The following is an 18,050-nucleotide window of genomic DNA, read 5'->3' as shown; positions in this document are numbered from 1 at the left end:
AGAGGAGGGGCGTCGAGGATGAGCACCAAGGACTTCATCGAGAAGGACTTCTACAAGGTCCTCGGCGTCCCCAAGGACGCCACCGAGGCAGAGATCAAGAAGGCGTACCGGAAGCTCGCCCGCGAGTTCCACCCGGACGCCAACAAGGGCAACGCCAAGGCCGAGGAGCGCTTCAAGGAGATCTCCGAGGCGAACGACGTGCTCGGAGACCCCAAGAAGCGCAAGGAGTACGACGAGGCACGCGCCCTCTTCGGCAACGGCGGCTTCCGTCCGGGTCCCGGCGCGGGCGGCGGCAACTTCAACTTCGACCTGGGCGACCTCTTCGGAGGCGGCGCCCAGGGCGGAGCGGGCGGTGCCGGTGGCTTCGGCGGCGGCATCGGAGACGTCTTCGGGGGCCTGTTCAACCGCGGTGGCGCGGGCACGGGTACGCGGACCCAGCCCCGGCGCGGCCAGGACATCGACACCGAGGTGACGCTCAGCTTCACCGAGGCGGTGGACGGCGCGACGGTCCCGCTGCGGATGACGTCCCAGGCGCCCTGCAAGGCCTGTTCGGGCACCGGCGACGCGAACGGCACACCGCGTGTGTGCCCGACGTGCGTCGGCACCGGCCAGGTCGCGCGCGGGTCCGGTGGCGGCTTCTCGCTCACGGACCCCTGCCCGGACTGCAAGGGCCGCGGTCTCATCGCGGAGAACCCCTGCGAGATCTGCCACGGCAGCGGTCGCGCCAAGTCCTCGCGCACGATGCAGGTCCGCATCCCGGCGGGGGTGAGCGACAGTCAGCGCATCCGCCTCCGGGGCAAGGGCGCACCCGGCGAACGGGGCGGCCCGGCGGGTGACCTGTACGTCACGGTCCACGTGGACGCCCACCCGGTCTTCGGCCGCAAGGGCGACAACCTCACCGTCACCGTGCCCGTCACCTTCGCGGAGGCGGCACTCGGCGGCGAGGTGCGCGTACCGACCCTGGGCGGCCCCCCGGTCACCCTGAAACTGCCCCCGGGCACACCCAACGGCCGTACGATGCGGGCCCGCGGCAAGGGTGCCGTCCGCAAGGACGGTACGCGCGGCGACCTCCTCGTCACCGTCGAGGTCGCGGTCCCCACGGACGTGTCGGGCAAGGCTCGCGACGCCCTGGAGGCGTATCGCGAGGCAACCGCGGGCGAGGACCCGCGGGCGGAGCTGTTCCAGGCCGCGAAGGGAGCATGAGCAGATGGACGGCCGTCGTCGAAACCCCTATGAACTGACCGAGGAGACGCCGGTCTACGTCATCTCGGTGGCGGCCCAGCTCTCCGGCCTGCACCCGCAGACCCTGCGCCAGTACGACCGCCTCGGCCTGGTCTCCCCGGACCGCACCGCCGGCCGGGGCCGGCGCTACTCGGCCCGCGACATCGAACTGCTCCGCACGGTGCAGGCGTTGTCCCAGGACGAGGGCATCAACCTGGCCGGCATCAAGCGCATCATCGAGCTGGAGAACCAGGTGGCCGCCCTCCAGTCCCGCGTCGCGGAACTGGAATCGGCCCTGGACGGCGCCGCTGCCGCGATGCAGCAGCGCGAGGCCGCGGTGCACGCCTCGTACCGCCGCGACCTGGTCCCGTACCAGGAGGTCCAGCAGACGAGCGCGCTGGTGGTCTGGCGGCCGAAGAGGCAGTCGGACTAGCTCCCACGTACGAAGGGGGTGGGGAGGTCGTCGACCTCCCCACCCCCTTCGGCATTCCTCGACTCACCGCGCCGGTTCGGTGACCGCCCAGTCGCCGGCGGGCAGGGTCTCGGTGCCGTCGGCCCTCACACCGGTCACCCAGTAGTAGGACGTGGTGCCGCGCTTCGCGCCGGTGTCGACGTACTCGAACGCTCCGGCCGAGGTCTCGTGGATCTTCTCGTACGCGGCGGTGGCGGGGTTCCACCGATAGATGCGAAAGCCCTGCGCGGGCTCGGCGGACCCCTCTTCGCCCGCTCCGAGCCCGGACCAGGTCAGGCGGTTGCCCTCGTCGCCCTCCGCCGAAGTCGCCTCCAGGTGGAGCGGCGAGCCCTCGGGCGTCGGCACGCTCGGCGTGGTGTCGAGTTCGGTCGCGGCCACGGCCTCGGCCGTCCGGGTCCACTTGAAGGAGGAGTTCCAGGACGTGTCGATGGCGTCGACGAAGAAGCAGACGCGGTCGCCGTCCGGGCGGGTGGTGTACGAGTACGAGGTGGTGTCGGCCGGCAGATACGTGGTCAGCGTTCCGGAGCACACCTGCTCCTCGCCCTCGTCGCCCAGGAGCTCACCCCAGTAGACGGTGTACCGCCCGAGGTCGGTGGCCGGGTTCTTGTCCCACTCCAGCTCGAAGCCGTACTCGGTCGGGGTGACCGTCAGCCCGGTGACGGCGGGCGGCGGGGTGAGGTCCTCGCGCTCGCCGACGGCGGCCACGGAACGCGCGGACTCGTTGCCCGCCGCGTCGAGAACGGTCACCCGGTAGTAGTAGGTGACGCTCTCGACGGCCGAGGTGTCCAGGTACGAGAGCCCGTCCGTACTGCCCACCCGGGTGTACACGCCGTTCTCGCTCGTCGCCCGGTAGAGGCGGTAGGACACCGCTCCCGTGACCCCGTTCCAGTCGAGCTGCAGCCCGCTGGACATCGAGGTGGCGATCAGCCCGGCGGGCGCGGCGAGCGCCGTCCGGTCGACGGTGGTCACCGCCTGGTCCGCGCTGCCCGCCGACTCGTTGCCCGCTTTGTCGTAGGCGCGGACCTCGTAGTAGTAGGTGTCGCCGGTCGCGGGCACGGTCGTGTCGGTGTACGAGGTAGCGGTCGTCGTGGCCGGTTTCGTCCAGGTGGTGCTGCCCTTGAGCCGACGGAAGATCCGGTAGCCCGCGAGGTCCATCTCCTTGTTCTTCGCCCAGGTCAGCTTGGCGTTGCCGCCCGCGGTGTCGTACGAGACGGAAGTCCCGCTCGGCGTGAAGGGCTTGACCTTGTCGACGGTGGCGGTGGCGCGGGGGGTGTAGGCGAAGGAGACGTTGGCGGCGCCGGTCCAGTTGGCGTAGTCGACGCGCAGGGTGTGCTTTCCGGAGGGGATCGTGAGGTTGACGGTCTTTTTGACCGTTGACGACACGTTTTTCCAGAGGTCGACCTTGCGGGTGCCGTCGAGGTAGACGCGGATGCCGTCCTGGGCGGTGACGGGGAGGGCGAAGGGGCCTCCCGAACCGAAGTCCCTCGTCACGGTCCAGCGGACGCCGAAGTTGTCCTTGGGGAGGCCGGAGGCGGGGGCCTTCGTGCCCCAGTTCTCGCTGACCGCGGCGTCGCAGTCCGTTTTCTTCGGTGTGCCGGAGAAGGTGGTGTTCGCGTAGAACTGCCGCTTGTACACCGGTGATGCGCAGCTGCTCGCGGCGGAGGCGGGCGCCCCCGAGACGGCGAGCAGGCCCCCGGTGGTGGCGATCGTCAGCGTCGCGGCGAGCGCCGGTCCGCTCCGCCCAACTGGTCTCATCCGTCCCCTGTTTCATGCTGCGATGTGTGCGGCCACCTTCGAGACTCCCGGACGTGGAGGAGGGTTGTATGCCGCCGGAAAGCGAGTGACGCAAGTCAATCAGAGGGGTTCTGTGGAAGTGGCGGCGCACCCCCTTCCCATCGTGTTCACTTGGGGAACACAGAATGCTGTTGCCATCTCGTTAAGTGGTTACTCCTTGACGCTGAGGTGATCGCCGCGTTGGCTTTCAGCCACCTGGGTCGCAAAGCAGCTACCTCGCCCGGAAGGCACCTGATGTGAACACTCGTAACACCCGGCTTCGTCGTACCGCCATAGCCCTGGCTTGCTCCGCGATGACCGTCTCCCTCGCCGCCTGCGGTGTCGTGGACGGGATCGGCGGCAGCAACACCAAGGCGAGCCCGACCAAGGGTGACGACATCACGGTTGGTCTGCTCCTCCCTGAGAAGGCCAACACCCGTTACGAGAAGTTCGACCACCCGATCATCGAGCAGCAGGTCGCCAAGCTCACCAACGGCAAGGGCAAGGTCGAAGCCGCCAACGCGGAGCAGAGCGCGTCCAAGCAGAGCCAGCAGTTCCAGCAGATGGTGAGCGACAAGGTCGACGTGATCCTCGTCGACGCGGTGGACTCCAAGGCCATCGCGAGCGACGTGCAGAAGGCCAAGGACGCGGGCATCCCGGTCATCGCCTACGACCGTCTGGCGCAGGGCCCGATCGACGCGTACATCTCCTTCGACAACGAGCTCGTCGGCCAGGTGCAGGGCAAGGCCCTCCTGGAGGCGCTGGGCACCAACGCCTCCACGAAGAAGATCGTCATGATGAACGGTTCGCCCACCGACCCGAACGCGGCGCAGTTCAAGGCGGGCGCCCTGGGTGAGCTCAACGGCAAGGTCGTCATCTCCAAGACGTACGACACCAAGGACTGGGACCCGGTCGTCGGCAAGGCCAACATGGAGAAGGCCATCTCGGCCATCGGCCTCAGCAACATCGCCGGTGTCTACTCCGCCAACGACGGTCTCGCGGGCGCCGCCATCGACGCCCTGAAGACCATGGGCGTCAGCAAGGTGCCGCCGGTCACCGGCCAGGACGCCGAGCTGGACGCGGTGCAGCGGATCGTCCGGGGCGAGCAGTACATGAGCGTCTACAAGTCCTACCCGGATGAGGCCACCGCGGCTGCCGAGATGGCCGTGGCGAAGGTCCAGGGGCGTGGCATCGAGTTCGACGCGCTCACCCGCGACAAGGTTGACAGCCCCACGAACAAGAAGATCCCCTCCCAGCTGATGCCCGTGGTCGCCCTGACCAAGGCGAACATCAAGGAGACGGTGATCCAGGACGGCATCTACACCGTCAAGCAGATCTGCACGGCCTCGACCAAGGCGGACTGCACGGCGATCGGCCTCAAGTAGTCGTGTTCCTGCACTGACGACCTGCACCGACGTCCTGCACTGACGAATTTCCCTGACGAACGCGCGGGAGCCCTGGGCGAGGGGTTCCCGCGCGTTCGGCGGATCAGGGGTCAGCGCCCCATCGACTGCCAGATCGTCAGCGCCAGCGCCGTGCACGAGATGGCGGCCGCGAGGGAGGGCAGGGGCCAGCGGGTGCGTTCCAGGGCGTCGATGCGGGACTCGTGCTCGTCGAGGGTCTTGTCGGTCTGGTCCGCGCGTTGCAGGAGGAGGGCGAGGTCGCCGCGGGTGGTGGCGAACCCGACGTCGACCGAGCGGCGCAGCCGCTCCAGTTCCAGGGCGACGCTCTCGGCCTCAGTCGTCGGCATCGGCGGTTTCTCCGTGGGAGGGCCCGCGCAGCCACCCCGGCAGCAGCCGGTCCACCGCGGGCATCGCCATCACCCGGCTGAGCAGCGCGGCGCCGCCCACCACGGCCGTGAGCGCGGGTACGTCCCGGATCAGCGGGTCGTCGGCGACCAGCGGCAGGACGGTGATCAGGGCGAACAGGGTCTGGAGTGTCGTACGCAGGGTTCTGCGGCCGGCGTCGCTCATCTCCGGGCTCCTTTCGGGTGCTCCAGGGCTTGTCGGGTACGTCCGGCCCCCTATGCGCGCGGGACGCGCAGCTTGTCCCAGCTGGTGCGGCCCGGGGTGCCGTCGGCGTCCTTGCCGACGTAGCCGAGCCCCCGCTGCCAGGCCGCGTACGACAGGACGTCGGCCTGCGTCCACACCGGGCCGGGGCCGGTCGAGTAGCGCCCGCATCCCTCCGCGACCAGTCGCTCGCCGACGGCCGTGATCAGCGGGCTGCGGCGGCCGAGCGCGAAGAACGCGGCGCCGGGGAAGGGTTCGTAGGAGACCGGGCGGGAGCCGAGCCGGGCCGCCACCCGTTGCCGGATCCCGGACATCGAGAACGACGGGTCGATCTTGCGGCGCATCCACTCCTTGTGTGCGATCACGCTGGACGCGGACCAGTCGTGGGCGCGGCAGATCGCGGCGGAAAGCCTTTCCACGGCGGCGAGTTGGGCGGCCGGGTAGGGGTCCCGCCCGTTGCCCAGGTTCTCGATCTCGAAGCCGTAGAAGCGGGCGTTGCCGTCCACGGCGTCCGGTCCGGGGGCGGGCAGTGCGGCCCGTTCGGCCCGTACGGCCTCCAGGACCGCGGTCGAGCCCGAACCGGCGTGGTTGGTGCGGCCGTAGCCGACCAGGTGGACGGTGCCGTCCTTGGTGATCAGGCCGATGCAGAGCGGGCCCGGCAGGTCCGCGGTGCCCTCGCGGCACAGGCGCCGGCTGTCGGTGCCGGCCGTGTGGTGGAGCATGACGCCGTGGACCGGGCCCCAGGCGCCTCGGCTGTTGCGGTTGTGGGTACGCCAGTCGCCGCTCTCGGAAAGGACGACGCCCTCGTCGCGCAGGGCGCGGGCGAGGGCGTCGGCGGTCAGGGGTGTGGCCATGGTGGAGTCCTCAGTTGACTGGGGTGACGGTCACGAAGCGGTAGGCGCCGGTCGCGGTGGCGGTGGTGGCCGACGACTTGTAGGCGGCGGTTGCCGTGTACACGCCGTTCGGGGTGAGCCCGGTGACCTGGAACTGGGTGCTCACGGAGCACTGGTCGGTTCCGGTGGAGATCGCCGAACGGGCGTCGGCGGCGGCCAGCACGACGGTGGTGCCCTGCCGGACGTTCGCCGACATGAAGCAGGACGTGCCGGTGGCGCTGCTGCTCAGGCGCGCGCCCAGCGCGACGAGCACCGCGCCGGAGGCCGGGGCGGTGAAGGTCACGGCGGTCGGATCACCGGTGGAACCGGTGAGCGACTCCACGTACGACGCCGCAGTCGTCGTGCCTGCGGTTGAGTTGGCCTTGTGGACCGGGCCGGGTGCCAGCTGTGTCCAGACGCTGCCGGTGTAGAACCAGTACTGCTTCGGTGTGCTGAGCCAGCACAGCATGCCCGCTACCGGGGCGGTCACCTTCGTGTCGCGCGTGGCGGCGTCGGCGAAACGCAGCACGGTGCGTCCGTCGACGGCCTCGGCGAGGGACTGCATGTGCACGGGGATGTTCGCGGCGTCGGCCGGCTGCGGGTAGGGCAGGCTGCCGAGCGGGGTGAGCAGGGCCATGAGGGCTTCCTTCCGGATCTCACGTAGGGGGGACGACGGACGGCGCGGTCAGCCGCCGAGCGCCGGCGGGAACAGGTCGGCGGGTGTGCCGCTGTCGCCCTCCTGGGCCGAGGAGCTGTCGATCGGCACGGGGTGTGCCACGTTCCCGTCGTCGTCGGCCGACACCGCGTCCTCGGGGGGCATTTCGCTCATGCCGCGCCTCCCGGTGCCTTGAGCAGGTCGCGATAGGTGATCTTGCTGGTGGTCAGGGCGTCGAGCGTCGCGTTCTGCGCGTCGATCAGGGCGTACGTGCGCTGGGTGCCGTACGCCGGATCGACCGGCGCGTCCGGGGTGAGCCCGGAGTCGGCCGGGGCGCCGTTGTAGGAGGTGCCGCGCAGCGTCAGCGTCTGCTGGGGTGCGGTGCCCGCCTGGCAGGTGGTGCGGATCCCGATGACCCAGGCGAGCGTGTCGAGCCCGGCCCCGCTGCGGTCCACCACCCGTACGACGTCCCCGAGTTGGATGCGCGGGTCGTGAAGCACCTCCACCTCGCCGAGCACCGGCACCGGGTAGCGGCCGGCGTCGAGCATGGCGTGCGAGAGGTCCGAGGCCACCTGCTGCTGTTGCACCCAGTCGGTCGCGGGCGCCTGGTAGACCTGTTTGCCGTAGAAGGACTGGCTGGTGGTGTTGTACCAGGCGAACGAGCGCTGTCTGGGGTCCCGCGCGCGCTTCTGCGGGATGATCTGCACGGACGGTTTGCCGTCCTTGGTGACCGTCCACACGCTCGCCGTACCGTAGTTGGTGAACCGGACGACGTAGTTCGGGCCGTCGCGCCGCGAGCTGACCGTCACGCTGCCCTTGACCGAGCTGCCGCCCGTCGCGGCGCTGCCGAAGCGGACCCGGTGTCCGCCGACGGGTGTCACGTCGTCCTCGATCTGCAGCGGGCCGATGTCGAGCTCGTCCTCGGCGACGGCGTAGGCGACGTCCACCGAGACGCCTGGCTTGATCTCCCGGATCACGGTGTCGGTGACCGTGTCGCTGTACGTGCTCGTGACGCCGGTCCAGTCCTGATAGGGCTGTTCGCAGTGGTTGCGGCAGGCGTCGATCTCCTCCGAGACGGTGAGCGCGGCGATGTCGCGCCGGGTGGTGACCGTGAGGTCGGGCCGGGCGGGCACCGACTGGAAGCGGCCGGGACCGCGCCAGTGGAAGACACCCTGCTCGTCGAACTCGGCGGTGGACATGGTGGCCTTGGCGATCTCGGTGAGGGCGTCCCACTGGGAGCCGGAGAGCTGCGGCACGTGGTAGAGCGGCACCGTCGCGTCGTCGAGCACCGCGCCCTTGACCCAACGGCCCTTCTGTTCCCACTCGTCGGCGGTGTACGAGGAGAGGTCGGGCCACGACCGGTCGGTGACCTGGAGGCACTCGACGGCCACGTCCGTCTTCAGGTTGATCTGGAACAGCTCCGAGGGCGGCTGCAGCGCGGATGTCTCGGTGAAGGTGTAGGGCCCGGTCGACGGGACGACGTACTCCCCGTCGGGCGCGGTGAGCCGCGCATACACGGTCGCCTGGGTGTTCGCGCCGACGGTGCCCGAACGGGTGTCGACGGTGAACCCGAGGTGCCACACGCCCTTCAAGGAGGCGAGCTTGGGGATCGTCCAGCTCGCGACCGTGCCCGACCCGCCGACCGTTCCAGAGGTGATCTTCACGACGCCCGTGGCGAAGTACACGTTCAGGGCGTAGTTCCCGTACGCGCCCGCGCTGCGGTCGTAGATCAGCTTGAGTTCGAGCTCGTTGCCCACGGACAGAGCGGTGTTGACGTGCACCTCGGCCTGGAACACCTTGCCCGCGACGACGAAGCGGGACCGCGGCATCCAGGAGACCGCGAGCCCGGCCGCCTTCGGCATCAGCGCCATCTCGAACGGCGCCCCGTCCCGGACCCAGGAGTACGCCGACGGGGCCGGCAGCGTCTCGGGCTGCCCGTACGAGGCGTTGAAGCCGCCGTGCAGTGAGGCATAGAGCGCGGTGAACGGCCTGGAGACGTCGGCGTCGACGAAGGGGGCGCGGGGTGGCGGGCAACTGTGGACGCCGGCCTGGCGCAGGAGTTCGTCCGCGCACCAGGTCGCGGTCGCCACGGGCTGGGCGCGCAGCAGCCCGTGGTACGGCCGTGGCAGCTGCGCGGGCCCGCGCAGCCGCTCCGCGCCGTCCAGCGCCTGGACGGTGACGGTGTCGCTGCCGGAGGCGGCTGTACGGGACCGTACGGTGCCGCGGAAGGCGGGCACCGTACGGCCGCTCGCGCCCGCCTCGTGCACCACGGACTGCCCGGGGCGTACGACGTCGCCGGTGGTGCGACCCGCCCAGGCCGAGTACAGCCGGGGCGCGGGCTCGCCGGTTCCGCCGAGCGACAGCTCCAGCTGGGCCGCCGCGCTCCCGGAGAACGCCCGCAGCGCCTCGGGCACATCGGTGCTGTACGCCCGTTCCACCCGCCAGGACTGCACCTGCCCGCCCATCTCACGGCCGCCGAGCCGGGTGGAGTGGGCCGGGACCCGTTCGGGGGCGGCGAGGGCGTCGGCGAGTACCTCGTCAGAGTTCCGCACCGTGCACCTCCACCAGGTCGAGGCTGACGCTGCGGTACGGCAGCCTGGTGGACGGGACGTCGCTGTACGCCGTCACGGACATCGCCGGGCAGCCCTCGCCGAGCGCGTGCGCGACGGGGCTCTCGCCGATGGTCAGGCAGGCTCCGGCGAGACCCCGCAGACCGGCCGCGCCGGGCCCGCCGACCGGGGTGACGAAGGCGGCCCCGGCGGGTGCGGTGCCGGTGACGCTCGCCCCGTTCGCGGCCGTCGTGCTCAGATATGAGCCGTCGGCGGTCTTCCAGTCCAACTGCGCGACGGCGAGGGCCGGATCCCAGTCGGCCGGAACCAGCCAGGACACCTGCATGCCGGGCGTCACCGGCCAGCCCGCCCACACGCCGTGCCGCCAGCCGATCCGGGTGGTGTCCTGGAAGTCGGCGACGACCGTGTCGTTGACGGACGGGCTGATGACCACGGTGCCGGTGGCGGTGAACCAGTGGTCGCTGCCGCCGGGCTCGCTGCTCTGGGCGGCGGCCTGGTACGGGTCGAGCAGATTCACGGAGGCCGGGTCGAGCACGGCGAGTGGCCCGTACGACGTCAGCGAACTCCCTTGGACGCCCGCTCCGTTGACGCGGCGGGCCAGCCGGGAGAGATGCTGGGCGTCACCGGGTGCGAGCGACTCCCAGGAGAGCTTGAGCCGACGGATCGTGCGGGCCGGGGCGACGGTGGTGACCCGCCCTTCGAGGGACTTGAACTCGGTGACGTTCAACTCGGCCGTACGGTCCCAGTTCCTGGCGGCCTGGTCGATTTCCCGCAGCAGACCGGGCTTGCCGATCCAGAGATTCCTGGCCATGGTCCTGCCTCACCTCCGGGCGAGCTTGCGCTGTCCGAGCAGGACTGCGCGCGCGATGGTCTGGGAGTCGACATCGATCTGGACGGGCCGCTCGGCGAGCGCCTCGACGGCGGCGGCCAGCCGGCGCATGCCGCCGCCCGAGCCGAGCATCCGCTCCAGCCTGGACAGCGGGATGACCGCCTCGGACTCGCCCGCCTCGCCGACGAGGGCGAGGGTGCCGCCGGTGCGGGCGGGCACGATGCCGCCCTGGGCGAGGGTGGGGATGTTGGGCAGCATCGGCAGGTGGATGCCGAACTCGCGGCCTCCGAAGTGGGGGACCCAGCCGGGGATCCTCACATGGATGCGGTTCAGGGCGCCGATCATCGCGTTGAGGCCGCTGATGTAGGCGCGGGGCAGGGCGGTGAAGGCGTTGATGATGCCCTTCATGACGGACTTGATCGGCCCGGCGTGGTTCTTGACGGCCCCGTAGATGGCGTTCCAGGCCCACTTCACGCCCTTGGCGAGGGCGGCGGAGACCTTGTCCATGTTGATGAACTGCGAGATGAGCGGCGCGAGCAGACTCATGATCAGCCCGAAGGCGTTCGCCTTCATGGCGGTGTTGAGTCCCTTCTGCGCGAGGGACGCTCCCTTGAGCCCCTTCCCGAAGCCGCCCATGGACGTCCCGCCCTGCCCCGCCTGCTTGCCCGCCCTTCCGACGGACTTCTCCACGGCGTCGGACTGTGTCTTGACGTCGCGAAGGGCGTTCTTGGCGTGCCCGGAGGAGGTCTTTAGGTGGTCGAGGGAGGTCTTGAACTTGTCGGTGGCGCCCTTGGACTTGCCGAGGGTCGTGTCCGTGGTGCGCAGACCGTCGCGCAGCTTGTCCACCGCTGAGCCGGCCTGCCCGGTCCGGTTCCTGATGGTGGTCAGCGCGCCGCCGGTGGAGCCGGCCGCGGAACGAAGGCGGTTGAGCGCCGTGGTGGCACTGGAGAGAGAACGAACGAGTGACACGGGATCCTCCGATCAGATGGATGGCCGCTCTGGGTCAGCTCGCACTGCCACCGCCGTCATCGGCGACGACCCGGGACAGCGCGGTGAACCGCTGCTCAAGCGTGTGCGCCGACTGGGCGAGCTGGTCGACCTGCGCGTGCTGCTCGGCGGCCCGCGTCAGCCGTCCGGCGGCCGAGGCCAGTTGGCGCATGGACCGGGGGGAAGGCAGGTTCCGGGCCTGGGTGGAGTAGGTGTGCACCACCTGGTTCAGGTCGTGAATGGCGTCCTTGACGGCGTTGACGTTGTCGACGGAGGGGAGAGGGTTGGGGGACTGGGGTTGTTCGGGGGTGGCGAGGGTGATGCGTCCGCGGTCGTTGGTGGTGACCTCCCTGCCTGCGGCATGCGAGCGGATGAATGCCTGAAACACTTTTTGAAGGTCCAGGAATTTCACGCCGATGGTGGCGAACAAGGCCTTGAATCCCACGATCGCCAGGATGAGGGTCGCGGCGGTGCTGTTCGCCTTGAAAATACCGATTATTTCCTTCAGGACGGGAAGCTCGCTGATGGCGCCTTTCAGGTCCGTGGGCTTGTCCTTCGGGCCTTCCTCGATCGCCTTCTTCAGGGAGGTTATTTTCTGGTCGAGCTCTGCGGAGGTGACGGCTTTCGAGCCGACCCCCTTGGGGAGGGTATCGACTGTTTTCTCCAACGACGTCAATTTCTCGTAGACGTCTTCGGTCGTGTGCTGTGCCACGGGATGCACCGCCTTGTATGCTGCGCGCGGGTCTGGTTTCCCAGTTCGGGTGATCAAGAGGGGGTTCGATGTACGAGGCTTCTTCCGAAGTGAGTGACGCCGAGGTGTTGGCCAGAATGGCGGGCACTGCTTTAGCTGTGATCGGTGGATTCTTTCTGCTCCTCGTTCTCATATTCCATATGGCAATTCGTCAAGATAGGCAAAAGGGCGACTTGTCGAATGTGCCTCGGATGCGCCGAAAAGGCATCATCTGCGCGGTCATCGGAGTCCTGCTGATAGCCGGCGATTTCTTCATTTGGTCTCTTACTGGCGCCTACGGCTAAGAAAGAGTCCGTGACCGCTGAGACCCAGGTGAGGTCGGAGGGTGGGAAAGTGCTTGAGGTGCTGCAAGGCAACAGGCCGGGTGTGCTGATCTTCGGAATCCCTGTGCTGGCCGGGGCGCTTCTCTTCATCTGGCGCGATGGAAATCTCCGGCGCAGGGGAATTATTGTCAGCGCAAAATGCGTACAGCAGGCTCGGGACGGGAAGGGCTTGGTCATCCTGCGCCTGGCGTATGAAGTCGACCGGCCTGCAGTACTACTGCGACAGCATGCCCTACCAGTTTCCGCCGGCCGGTATCGGCCAGCGCATGGACGTGACCTACGACTCCAAAGATCCCAGCTATTCAGAAGTGGTTTCGCAAAGGGGCCGCGGAATCGTGCCATGGATCGTCGGAGGAATCGCGGCCGCTCTGCTCCTCGTGACCGGTAACTCCTGCCTCTGACCCTGTCCCGCCGTCAGGAAAGGAACCGCTGGATTTCCTGCAGCGAGGGCAGGGAATCACCGGACGTTCCGTGCGGGCTCTCGCCCGGGTCCGAAGGCAGCCCCGGCCGGGGTACCGGTTCCGGGTAGTCGAGCGGTTCGCTGTCCTCGTCGCGGTTGACCATGGCGAACATCCAGTTGGCTTCGGCGAGTCGGTCGACAGCGTTCGCCAGGAGGTGGTCGGTGAGCGACCACTCGGCGGCCTCGCCATGAAGTTCCTTCAGCAGGGCGCTGTCCCGCGGCAGGTGCCGGACCAGGACCGCGAGCCGGCGGGAGGAGAGCCGGCCGTGGTGCCAGTCCAGGAGGTCGATGCCGTAGTGGCGGAGCAGGTCCGCCTCCAGGGCCTCGGCGTGCTCTTCGACGAGCTCGCCGAGGCTCAGTCTTCCCCCAGGCCCAGCCCCGTCTCCTTGCCGTAGGCCTCCAGGATCGCGGCGATGTCCTGCATGGTGACGTCGTGCTTCTCGAAGCGGGTGAACTGCTGCTCGCCGAGGAGGAGTCGGAGCAGTCCGTCCACGTCGTTGTCGTCGAGGTCGCGCAGCTCGCGCGCGGTGGCACGGGTGAGTTCGGTCGGCAGCTTGAAGCTGCCGCCGTTCAGCTCGAAGGTCCATTCGCGGTGGCTGAACCAATCCGGGCCCGCCGGTGTCTCAGAGGGGGACCGTGTTTGTCGTACTTGATGTGCTCGTCGTGCTGGAGGCGTCCGTGGCCATGATCGGCCTGTTCTGGATCACCAAGGAGAGCGTGTACGTGGGCGCCGAGCCCGAGGGGTACGGGCGCGGGGTGCGGCTCACCCCCGAGGGGCTTCAGGCCGTGGGTACGGGCCAGGAGGGGTTCTGGTCCTGGGCGGACCTCCGCGAGGTGACCGTCCACGACGTGCAGGTGCGCTCCAGTACCCGGTGGCTGGTGAACAACGTGATGGACACGGTCCTCGACATGGCGACGGGTGGCGGTGAGGCACCGCCCGCGTTCGAACTCCACGTACGGACGGACGAGGAGAAGGCCGAGCTGACGGTGTACACCGCGGCCGTCGGGGGCTACGTCCAGTCCGAGTACGAGCTGTCGGTGGCACTGCTGAACCGGTTCGTGGACGGTATGGCGGACGTGGGGCGGCTGCTGGAGTGGGGGAGCGTCGAGGGCGACGGCGTGACGCCCTGGCGGGCGGCGCGCGAGGCTCTGCTCACGAGCTGGGCCGCGGCCTGAGGTGGACCCAGCGAGTCCTTCAACGAGTGTGCTTCAGGGGCCAACGATACGTCGACGGGGGCAAGGGCATTCTCGACGAGACGCTCGAACATCTCGCCGTAGCGACGCAGTTGCGTTCGCTCGCTCAGATACCGGGCGCCCGTAGGTTGTTCCAGAACCACGGTGCCGAGTTCCGAGCGCATCATCTGCGTATTGCCGAAGCGCATGTGCAGGGCTGTTTCGTGGATCACGGCGTGCACGGTGGGAGGGCTCTCGCGCGTGAGGATGTGCTGCCTCTCCATGCGGAACCTCAGGGCTTGCTCGGTGTTCTCGAAGCCCAGTGGGGTGTGGTTCGCACGAGACGCCCGAGAAGGGTTTCGTGATCGGGGAGACGATCACCGGGCCCAAGCGGAGCTGAGCCCGCGCCCGACCCATGGGCGATACCTCCCCCTCACGCCACCCGTGTGAACTCCACCGTCACCTCCGGTGGGCCCCCGGCCACGCCCCGGTAGATCCCCTTGTGCGGGGTGACGTCGTCGTAGTCGCGGCCGCGGCCGACCACGACGTGGGACTCGTCGGCCCGGGTGCTGTTGGTGGGGTCGTAGCCGGTCCAGTCGCCGGCCCAGTACTCGATCCAGGCGTGGCTCTGACCGGCGACGGGGCGGTGGAGTTCGGCCTCGCGTTCGGGGTGGAGATAGCCGGAGACATAGCGGGTGGGCAGGCCCAGGCCGCGCAGGAGGGCCGCCGTCAGGTGGGCGATGTCCTGGCAGACGCCCGCGCCCTGCTCCCAGGCCTCCATGGCGCCGGTGTTCACGCCGGTGGCCCCGGGGAGGTACGCGACCTGGTCGGTGACCATGGCCGAGACCGCGACCGCCGTCTCGTGGGGGTCCAGGCCCGTCGACGCCGACCTCGCCCGCCGCACCAACTCCCGCGTCACCGTCGTACGGCTGGTCGGGGACGCGTACTCCAGGAGGCGGGAGTTCGCCGTCGCTCTCGCGACCTCCGCCCAGGTCGGCGCGGGGACCGGCGGGCCCGGTGGGGCCGTTTCCACCAGGCTCGACGCCGTGATGGTCAGGTTCTCGTGCGGTTCCATCAGGTCGAAGCCCGTCACCTGGGTGCCCCAGTAGTCCCAGTACGACCAGGTGGGCGTGGTCGGGTTGACCGTGACCCGCGCGTCCAGGGTCGTCTGGCCGGGGAGCGTCAGGGGGGTCATGCGGACCTCGTTGTGGGAGGAGACCGCGGCCTGGGCGTACGAGACGCGGGTGGTGTGCCGGATCCGCAGCCGGCGTGTCACGGGAGTGCTCATCGCGCTCACGCTCCTTCCTGGGCCCACTCGACGGGCCCCTGGTACGGGAAGAACCTCTCCGCCACCGCCTCCGCCGAGGCCGTGCACGCTTGTTGCAGGTCATGCAGGAGCAAGGGGAGCTGTTCCTCCAGGGCCGCCAGGTCCAGGTATTCCAGGCGGGTTCTCATACGGCCTATCGGGCGGCGGGCCGGGTCCTGACGGGGGCGGCCGAGGGCGGCGAGGCACTCCTCGGCGGTGGTGAGCGCGTGCAGGGCGGACCGGGGGAAGTCCCGGTCGAGCAGGAGGAATTCGGCCACTCTCGGGGTGTCGCCGAAACCGCCGTACACCCGGGCGTACGCCTCGTCCGCGCCGCTCGCGCTCAGCAGCGTCGGCCAGTCGGGGGCGTGGGCGGCGTCCAGCACGCGGACGGAGAGGAGCCGTACGGTCATGTCCACCCGCTCCAGGCTCCGGCCCAGCACCACGAAACGCCAGCTGTCGTCGCGGCTCATCGTGGAGTCGGCGAGGCCGAAGAAGAGGGCGGCCCGGCGGCGTACCAGCTCCAGATACGCGTACGGGCCCGTACGGCGGGCCGCGAGGCGCTGGTCGGCCAGCGCGTGCCAGGTGGAGTTGAGACACTCCCACATCTCGGAGGAGACGGCCTCGCGGGCGCTGCGGGCGTTGAGGCGGGCGGCTCCGAGCGCGCCCTCGATGGAGCAGGTGGAGCGGGCGTCGAAGGCGAGCTGGTCCAGGACCTGCTGCATGTCGACGCGTTCGGCGCCCGCGTCGACGCCGAGGATGGCGTACAGGGAGCGGCAGGCCACGTCCTCGTCGCGCCAGGGGTCCTCCAGGAGGCGGTGGAGGTAGGCGTCGAGGATGCGGCTGGTGGCGTCCGCCCGCTCGACGTAACGGCCCGTCCAGGTCAGGGCCTCGGCTATGCGGGAGAGGATCACGTCGTTCACTGCTGCTGTGCCCCTTCCTGTACGACGCCACGGGCGCCGTCGGGTCCGAGCTGGCGCGGGACCACGTCCAACGCCGTGTCGCCGCCGTCGGGGTCCTCGGCGATGTGGGTCCCCCCTGTTCGAGCGAAGTCGAGAACGTGGGGGCGCTCGGCGGGGCCCTCCGCCAGTACCCAGGTGTCCTTGGAGCCGCCTCCCTGGCTGGAGTTGACGATGAGGTTGCCCTCCTGGAGCGCGACCCGGGTGAGGCCGCCGGGCAGCACCCAGACGTCCGTGCCGTCGTTGACGGCGAACGGCCGCAGGTCGATGTGGCGGGGCGCCATCCGGTCGCCCGCGAGGGTGGGCGAGGTGGAGAGCGCGACGGGCCGCTGCGCGATCCAGCCACGCGGGTCGGCGGCGACGGCCTCCCGGGTGCGCTCCAGGGTGTCCCGGTCGGCCTTGGGGCCGATGACGATGCCCTGGCCGCCCGCCCCGTCCACCGGCTTGATCACCAGCTGGTCGATCTGGTCGAGGACGGCGTCCAACTGGCCCGGCTCGTCCGGACGGTAGGACTCGACGTTCGGGAGAACGGGCTCCTCGCCGAGGTAGTACCTGATCAGGTCGGGTACGTACGTGTAGAGGAGTTTGTCGTCGGCGATGCCGTTGCCCACGGCGTTGGCGAGCGTGACGGTGCCCGCCTGGGCGGCGCTGAGAATGCCCGGGCAGCCGATCACCGAATCGGGCCGGAAGTGCAGCGGATCGAGGAAGTCGTCGTCGAGCCGTCGGTATACGACGTGCACCGGCATCTCACCCCGCGTGGTCCGCATCCAGACACGGTTGTTCCGGCAGGCGAGATCGTGCCCCTCGACCAGCTGCACCCCCATCAGCCGGGCCAGCAGGGCGTGTTCGAAGTAGGCGGCGTTGCTGGGGCCGGGCGTGTGGACGACGACCCTCGGGTCACCGACCCCGTCGGGCGCGGCGGCGCGCAGGGCCGCCAGAAGTCTCTGCGCGTAGCCGTCCACGGGGACGACGTGCTGTTCGGCGAAGAGGGACGGAAAGATCCTGGTCATCGCGCGCCGGTTCTCGATGACGTACGAGACCCCGGACGGCACGCGGACGTTGTCCTCCAGGACCCGGAAGTCCCCGGCCTCGTCCCGTACGAGATCGATGCCGGCGACGTGGATCCGTACGCCGCCGGGTGGCTCGATCCCGTGCGCCGCCCGGTGGAAATGGGGGGAGTTGAGCAGGAGACGCCAGGGCACTACCCCGTCCTCGAAGGCGCGGCAGGGCCCGTAGGCATCGGAGAGGTAGGCCTCCAGGGCTCTCACCCGTTGGGAGACCCCCCGTTGGACGAGGTCCCATTCGAGGGCGTCGAGGATCCTGGGGACCAGGTCCAGCGGCCAGGGGCGCTCCTCGCCCGCGAAGGCGTAGGTCACGCCCCGGTCGGTGAACGCGCGGGCCATCTGGTCGGCCCGGAAGCGCAGTTCACCCGGTTCGATCGGCTGCAGGGCGGCCAGTACCGGCTCATAGGCGGCCCTGACTTCACCCGGCCGCTCAAACATCTCGTCCCACGCATCGGCCAACGCGTACGCGTCAAATATGTCCGCCATGGCCCGACGGTAGGTGCGGTACGTGACGTACCGATCACTCGACGATTTCCGGCAGCTCACGCGGTCCGGACAGCGGTCGGGGAGCCCTGGCCGGACGAGGAGTGTCCGGCCAGGGCGGGCCAGGACGCCGTGTCGCCCCGGTG

Annotated in this window: 20 protein-coding genes and 2 pseudogenes; 6 read left to right on the top strand and 16 right to left on the bottom strand. The window is 69.6% G+C overall.

Translation table 11 applies throughout. The annotated features are described in order from the left end of the window. The first annotated feature begins 18 nt into the window (after window positions 1-18). Window positions 19-1,203, top strand: coding sequence for a molecular chaperone DnaJ (gene dnaJ / locus AQJ27_RS27255; protein WP_054231330.1), 1,185 nt, complete (start codon window positions 19-21; stop codon window positions 1,201-1,203). Between the two features lie 4 nt (window positions 1,204-1,207). After that, window positions 1,208-1,654 (top strand): heat shock protein transcriptional repressor HspR, encoded by a 447-nt coding sequence (locus AQJ27_RS27250; protein WP_054231331.1) that lies wholly within the window; start codon window positions 1,208-1,210, stop codon window positions 1,652-1,654. Between the two features lie 63 nt (window positions 1,655-1,717). On the opposite strand, the gene AQJ27_RS27245 is transcribed toward AQJ27_RS27250, so the two are convergent. Beyond that, entirely contained in the window at window positions 1,718-3,448 is a 1,731-nt protein-coding gene (locus AQJ27_RS27245) for a PA14 domain-containing protein (RefSeq protein WP_067374225.1), read from the bottom strand. Between the two features lie 275 nt (window positions 3,449-3,723). Between AQJ27_RS27245 and AQJ27_RS27240 the strand changes: the two genes are divergently transcribed. Next, complete coding sequence (locus tag AQJ27_RS27240) at window positions 3,724-4,851, top strand: sugar ABC transporter substrate-binding protein (RefSeq protein ID WP_235613621.1); 1,128 nt, start codon at window positions 3,724-3,726, stop codon at window positions 4,849-4,851. Between the two features lie 110 nt (window positions 4,852-4,961). Here the strand turns inward: AQJ27_RS27240 and AQJ27_RS27235 are convergent, their stop codons facing one another. The 9 genes from AQJ27_RS27235 to AQJ27_RS27200 are packed head-to-tail and all read right to left on the bottom strand — an operon-like array spanning window position 4,962 to window position 12,100. Continuing rightward, window positions 4,962-5,216: a hypothetical protein gene (locus tag AQJ27_RS27235; protein WP_067374219.1), complete on the bottom strand. Its 255-nt coding sequence runs from the start codon at window positions 5,214-5,216 to the stop codon at window positions 4,962-4,964. After that, window positions 5,203-5,439 (bottom strand): putative antibiotic biosynthesis monooxygenase, encoded by a 237-nt coding sequence (locus AQJ27_RS27230; protein WP_067374216.1) that lies wholly within the window; start codon window positions 5,437-5,439, stop codon window positions 5,203-5,205. The genes AQJ27_RS27235 and AQJ27_RS27230 overlap by 14 nt, the downstream gene beginning before the upstream one ends. Before the next feature lie 50 nt (window positions 5,440-5,489). Further along, window positions 5,490-6,329, bottom strand: a complete 840-nt coding sequence (locus tag AQJ27_RS27225) for a peptidoglycan-binding protein (RefSeq protein WP_067374213.1) — start codon at window positions 6,327-6,329, stop codon at window positions 5,490-5,492. Between the two features lie 10 nt (window positions 6,330-6,339). Further along, a complete protein-coding gene (locus AQJ27_RS27220) occupies window positions 6,340-6,984 on the bottom strand; it encodes a hypothetical protein (RefSeq protein ID WP_067374210.1) in 645 nt (214 codons plus the stop codon). Between the two features lie 48 nt (window positions 6,985-7,032). Continuing rightward, window positions 7,033-7,176 carry a hypothetical protein gene (locus tag AQJ27_RS56485; protein ID WP_159064404.1) on the bottom strand — a complete coding sequence of 48 codons (144 nt, stop codon included), beginning with the start codon at window positions 7,174-7,176 and terminating at the stop codon, window positions 7,033-7,035. Then, complete coding sequence (locus AQJ27_RS27215) at window positions 7,173-9,554, bottom strand: hypothetical protein (RefSeq protein ID WP_067374207.1); 2,382 nt, start codon at window positions 9,552-9,554, stop codon at window positions 7,173-7,175. The genes AQJ27_RS56485 and AQJ27_RS27215 overlap by 4 nt, the downstream gene beginning before the upstream one ends. Beyond that, a complete protein-coding gene (locus AQJ27_RS27210; RefSeq protein ID WP_067374204.1) occupies window positions 9,541-10,383 on the bottom strand; it encodes a hypothetical protein in 843 nt (280 codons plus the stop codon). Before AQJ27_RS27210 ends, AQJ27_RS27215 begins: the two co-directional genes overlap by 14 nt. Before the next feature lie 9 nt (window positions 10,384-10,392). Further along, window positions 10,393-11,370, bottom strand: coding sequence for a hypothetical protein (locus tag AQJ27_RS27205; RefSeq protein WP_096240030.1), 978 nt, complete (start codon window positions 11,368-11,370; stop codon window positions 10,393-10,395). Between the two features lie 34 nt (window positions 11,371-11,404). Further along, window positions 11,405-12,100: a hypothetical protein gene (locus AQJ27_RS27200; RefSeq protein ID WP_159064403.1), complete on the bottom strand. Its 696-nt coding sequence runs from the start codon at window positions 12,098-12,100 to the stop codon at window positions 11,405-11,407. 68 nt (window positions 12,101-12,168) lie between these two features. On the opposite strand from AQJ27_RS27200, the gene AQJ27_RS27195 reads away from it, so the two are divergent. Both AQJ27_RS27195 and AQJ27_RS27190 read left to right on the top strand, forming a co-directional pair. Further along, window positions 12,169-12,423 (top strand): hypothetical protein, encoded by a 255-nt coding sequence (locus AQJ27_RS27195; RefSeq protein WP_067374198.1) that lies wholly within the window; start codon window positions 12,169-12,171, stop codon window positions 12,421-12,423. Between the two features lie 137 nt (window positions 12,424-12,560). After that, entirely contained in the window at window positions 12,561-12,863 is a 303-nt protein-coding gene (locus AQJ27_RS27190) for a hypothetical protein (protein WP_159064402.1), read from the top strand. A gap of 13 nt (window positions 12,864-12,876) precedes the next feature. Here the strand turns inward: AQJ27_RS27190 and AQJ27_RS27185 are convergent, their stop codons facing one another. Together AQJ27_RS27185 and AQJ27_RS27180 are read right to left on the bottom strand one after the other, a co-directional pair. Then, window positions 12,877-13,212, bottom strand: coding sequence for a hypothetical protein (locus tag AQJ27_RS27185; protein ID WP_067374434.1), 336 nt, complete (start codon window positions 13,210-13,212; stop codon window positions 12,877-12,879). 65 nt (window positions 13,213-13,277) lie between these two features. Continuing rightward, window positions 13,278-13,514: pseudogene (locus AQJ27_RS27180) on the bottom strand (hypothetical protein); the annotation flags it as partial. A 44-nt stretch (window positions 13,515-13,558) separates the two neighbouring features. On the opposite strand from AQJ27_RS27180, the gene AQJ27_RS27175 reads away from it, so the two are divergent. After that, entirely contained in the window at window positions 13,559-14,098 is a 540-nt protein-coding gene (locus AQJ27_RS27175) for a hypothetical protein (RefSeq protein WP_235613622.1), read from the top strand. A 179-nt stretch (window positions 14,099-14,277) separates the two neighbouring features. Here the strand turns inward: AQJ27_RS27175 and AQJ27_RS60190 are convergent. From AQJ27_RS60190 to AQJ27_RS27160, 4 genes and pseudogenes are all read right to left on the bottom strand, one after another. Next, window positions 14,278-14,418, bottom strand: a pseudogene (locus AQJ27_RS60190) (Scr1 family TA system antitoxin-like transcriptional regulator); the annotation flags it as partial. Between the two features lie 110 nt (window positions 14,419-14,528). Then, window positions 14,529-15,383: a transglutaminase family protein gene (locus AQJ27_RS27170; protein WP_235613623.1), complete on the bottom strand. Its 855-nt coding sequence runs from the start codon at window positions 15,381-15,383 to the stop codon at window positions 14,529-14,531. A 5-nt stretch (window positions 15,384-15,388) separates the two neighbouring features. Then, on the bottom strand, window positions 15,389-16,321 hold the full coding sequence (locus tag AQJ27_RS27165) for an alpha-E domain-containing protein (protein WP_067374192.1): 933 nt from the start codon (window positions 16,319-16,321) through the stop codon (window positions 15,389-15,391). Next, on the bottom strand, window positions 16,318-17,907 hold the full coding sequence (locus tag AQJ27_RS27160; RefSeq protein WP_067374188.1) for a circularly permuted type 2 ATP-grasp protein: 1,590 nt from the start codon (window positions 17,905-17,907) through the stop codon (window positions 16,318-16,320). Before AQJ27_RS27160 ends, AQJ27_RS27165 begins: the two co-directional genes overlap by 4 nt. Window positions 17,908-18,050: the final 143 nt, after the last annotated feature.

This window comes from Streptomyces olivochromogenes, assembly GCF_001514115.1.
In the GTDB taxonomy this organism is placed as follows: domain Bacteria; phylum Actinomycetota; class Actinomycetes; order Streptomycetales; family Streptomycetaceae; genus Streptomyces; species Streptomyces olivochromogenes.
This window is presented reverse-complemented; position numbering and strand designations above follow the sequence as displayed.

Coding starts and splice junctions, on each gene's coding strand:
- dnaJ (WP_054231330.1), top strand. CDS start 19: ATGAGCACCAAGGACTTCATCGAGAAGGACTTCTACAAGGTCCTCGGC.
- AQJ27_RS27250 (WP_054231331.1), top strand. CDS start 1,208: ATGGACGGCCGTCGTCGAAACCCCTATGAACTGACCGAGGAGACGCCG.
- AQJ27_RS27245 (WP_067374225.1), bottom strand. CDS start 3,448: ATGAGACCAGTTGGGCGGAGCGGACCGGCGCTCGCCGCGACGCTGACG.
- AQJ27_RS27235 (WP_067374219.1), bottom strand. CDS start 5,216: ATGCCGACGACTGAGGCCGAGAGCGTCGCCCTGGAACTGGAGCGGCTG.
- AQJ27_RS27230 (WP_067374216.1), bottom strand. CDS start 5,439: ATGAGCGACGCCGGCCGCAGAACCCTGCGTACGACACTCCAGACCCTG.
- AQJ27_RS27225 (WP_067374213.1), bottom strand. CDS start 6,329: ATGGCCACACCCCTGACCGCCGACGCCCTCGCCCGCGCCCTGCGCGAC.
- AQJ27_RS27220 (WP_067374210.1), bottom strand. CDS start 6,984: ATGGCCCTGCTCACCCCGCTCGGCAGCCTGCCCTACCCGCAGCCGGCC.
- AQJ27_RS56485 (WP_159064404.1), bottom strand. CDS start 7,176: ATGAGCGAAATGCCCCCCGAGGACGCGGTGTCGGCCGACGACGACGGG.
- AQJ27_RS27210 (WP_067374204.1), bottom strand. CDS start 10,383: ATGGCCAGGAATCTCTGGATCGGCAAGCCCGGTCTGCTGCGGGAAATC.
- AQJ27_RS27195 (WP_067374198.1), top strand. CDS start 12,169: ATGTACGAGGCTTCTTCCGAAGTGAGTGACGCCGAGGTGTTGGCCAGA.
- AQJ27_RS27190 (WP_159064402.1), top strand. CDS start 12,561: ATGGAAATCTCCGGCGCAGGGGAATTATTGTCAGCGCAAAATGCGTAC.
- AQJ27_RS27170 (WP_235613623.1), bottom strand. CDS start 15,383: ATGAGCACTCCCGTGACACGCCGGCTGCGGATCCGGCACACCACCCGC.
- AQJ27_RS27160 (WP_067374188.1), bottom strand. CDS start 17,907: ATGGCGGACATATTTGACGCGTACGCGTTGGCCGATGCGTGGGACGAG.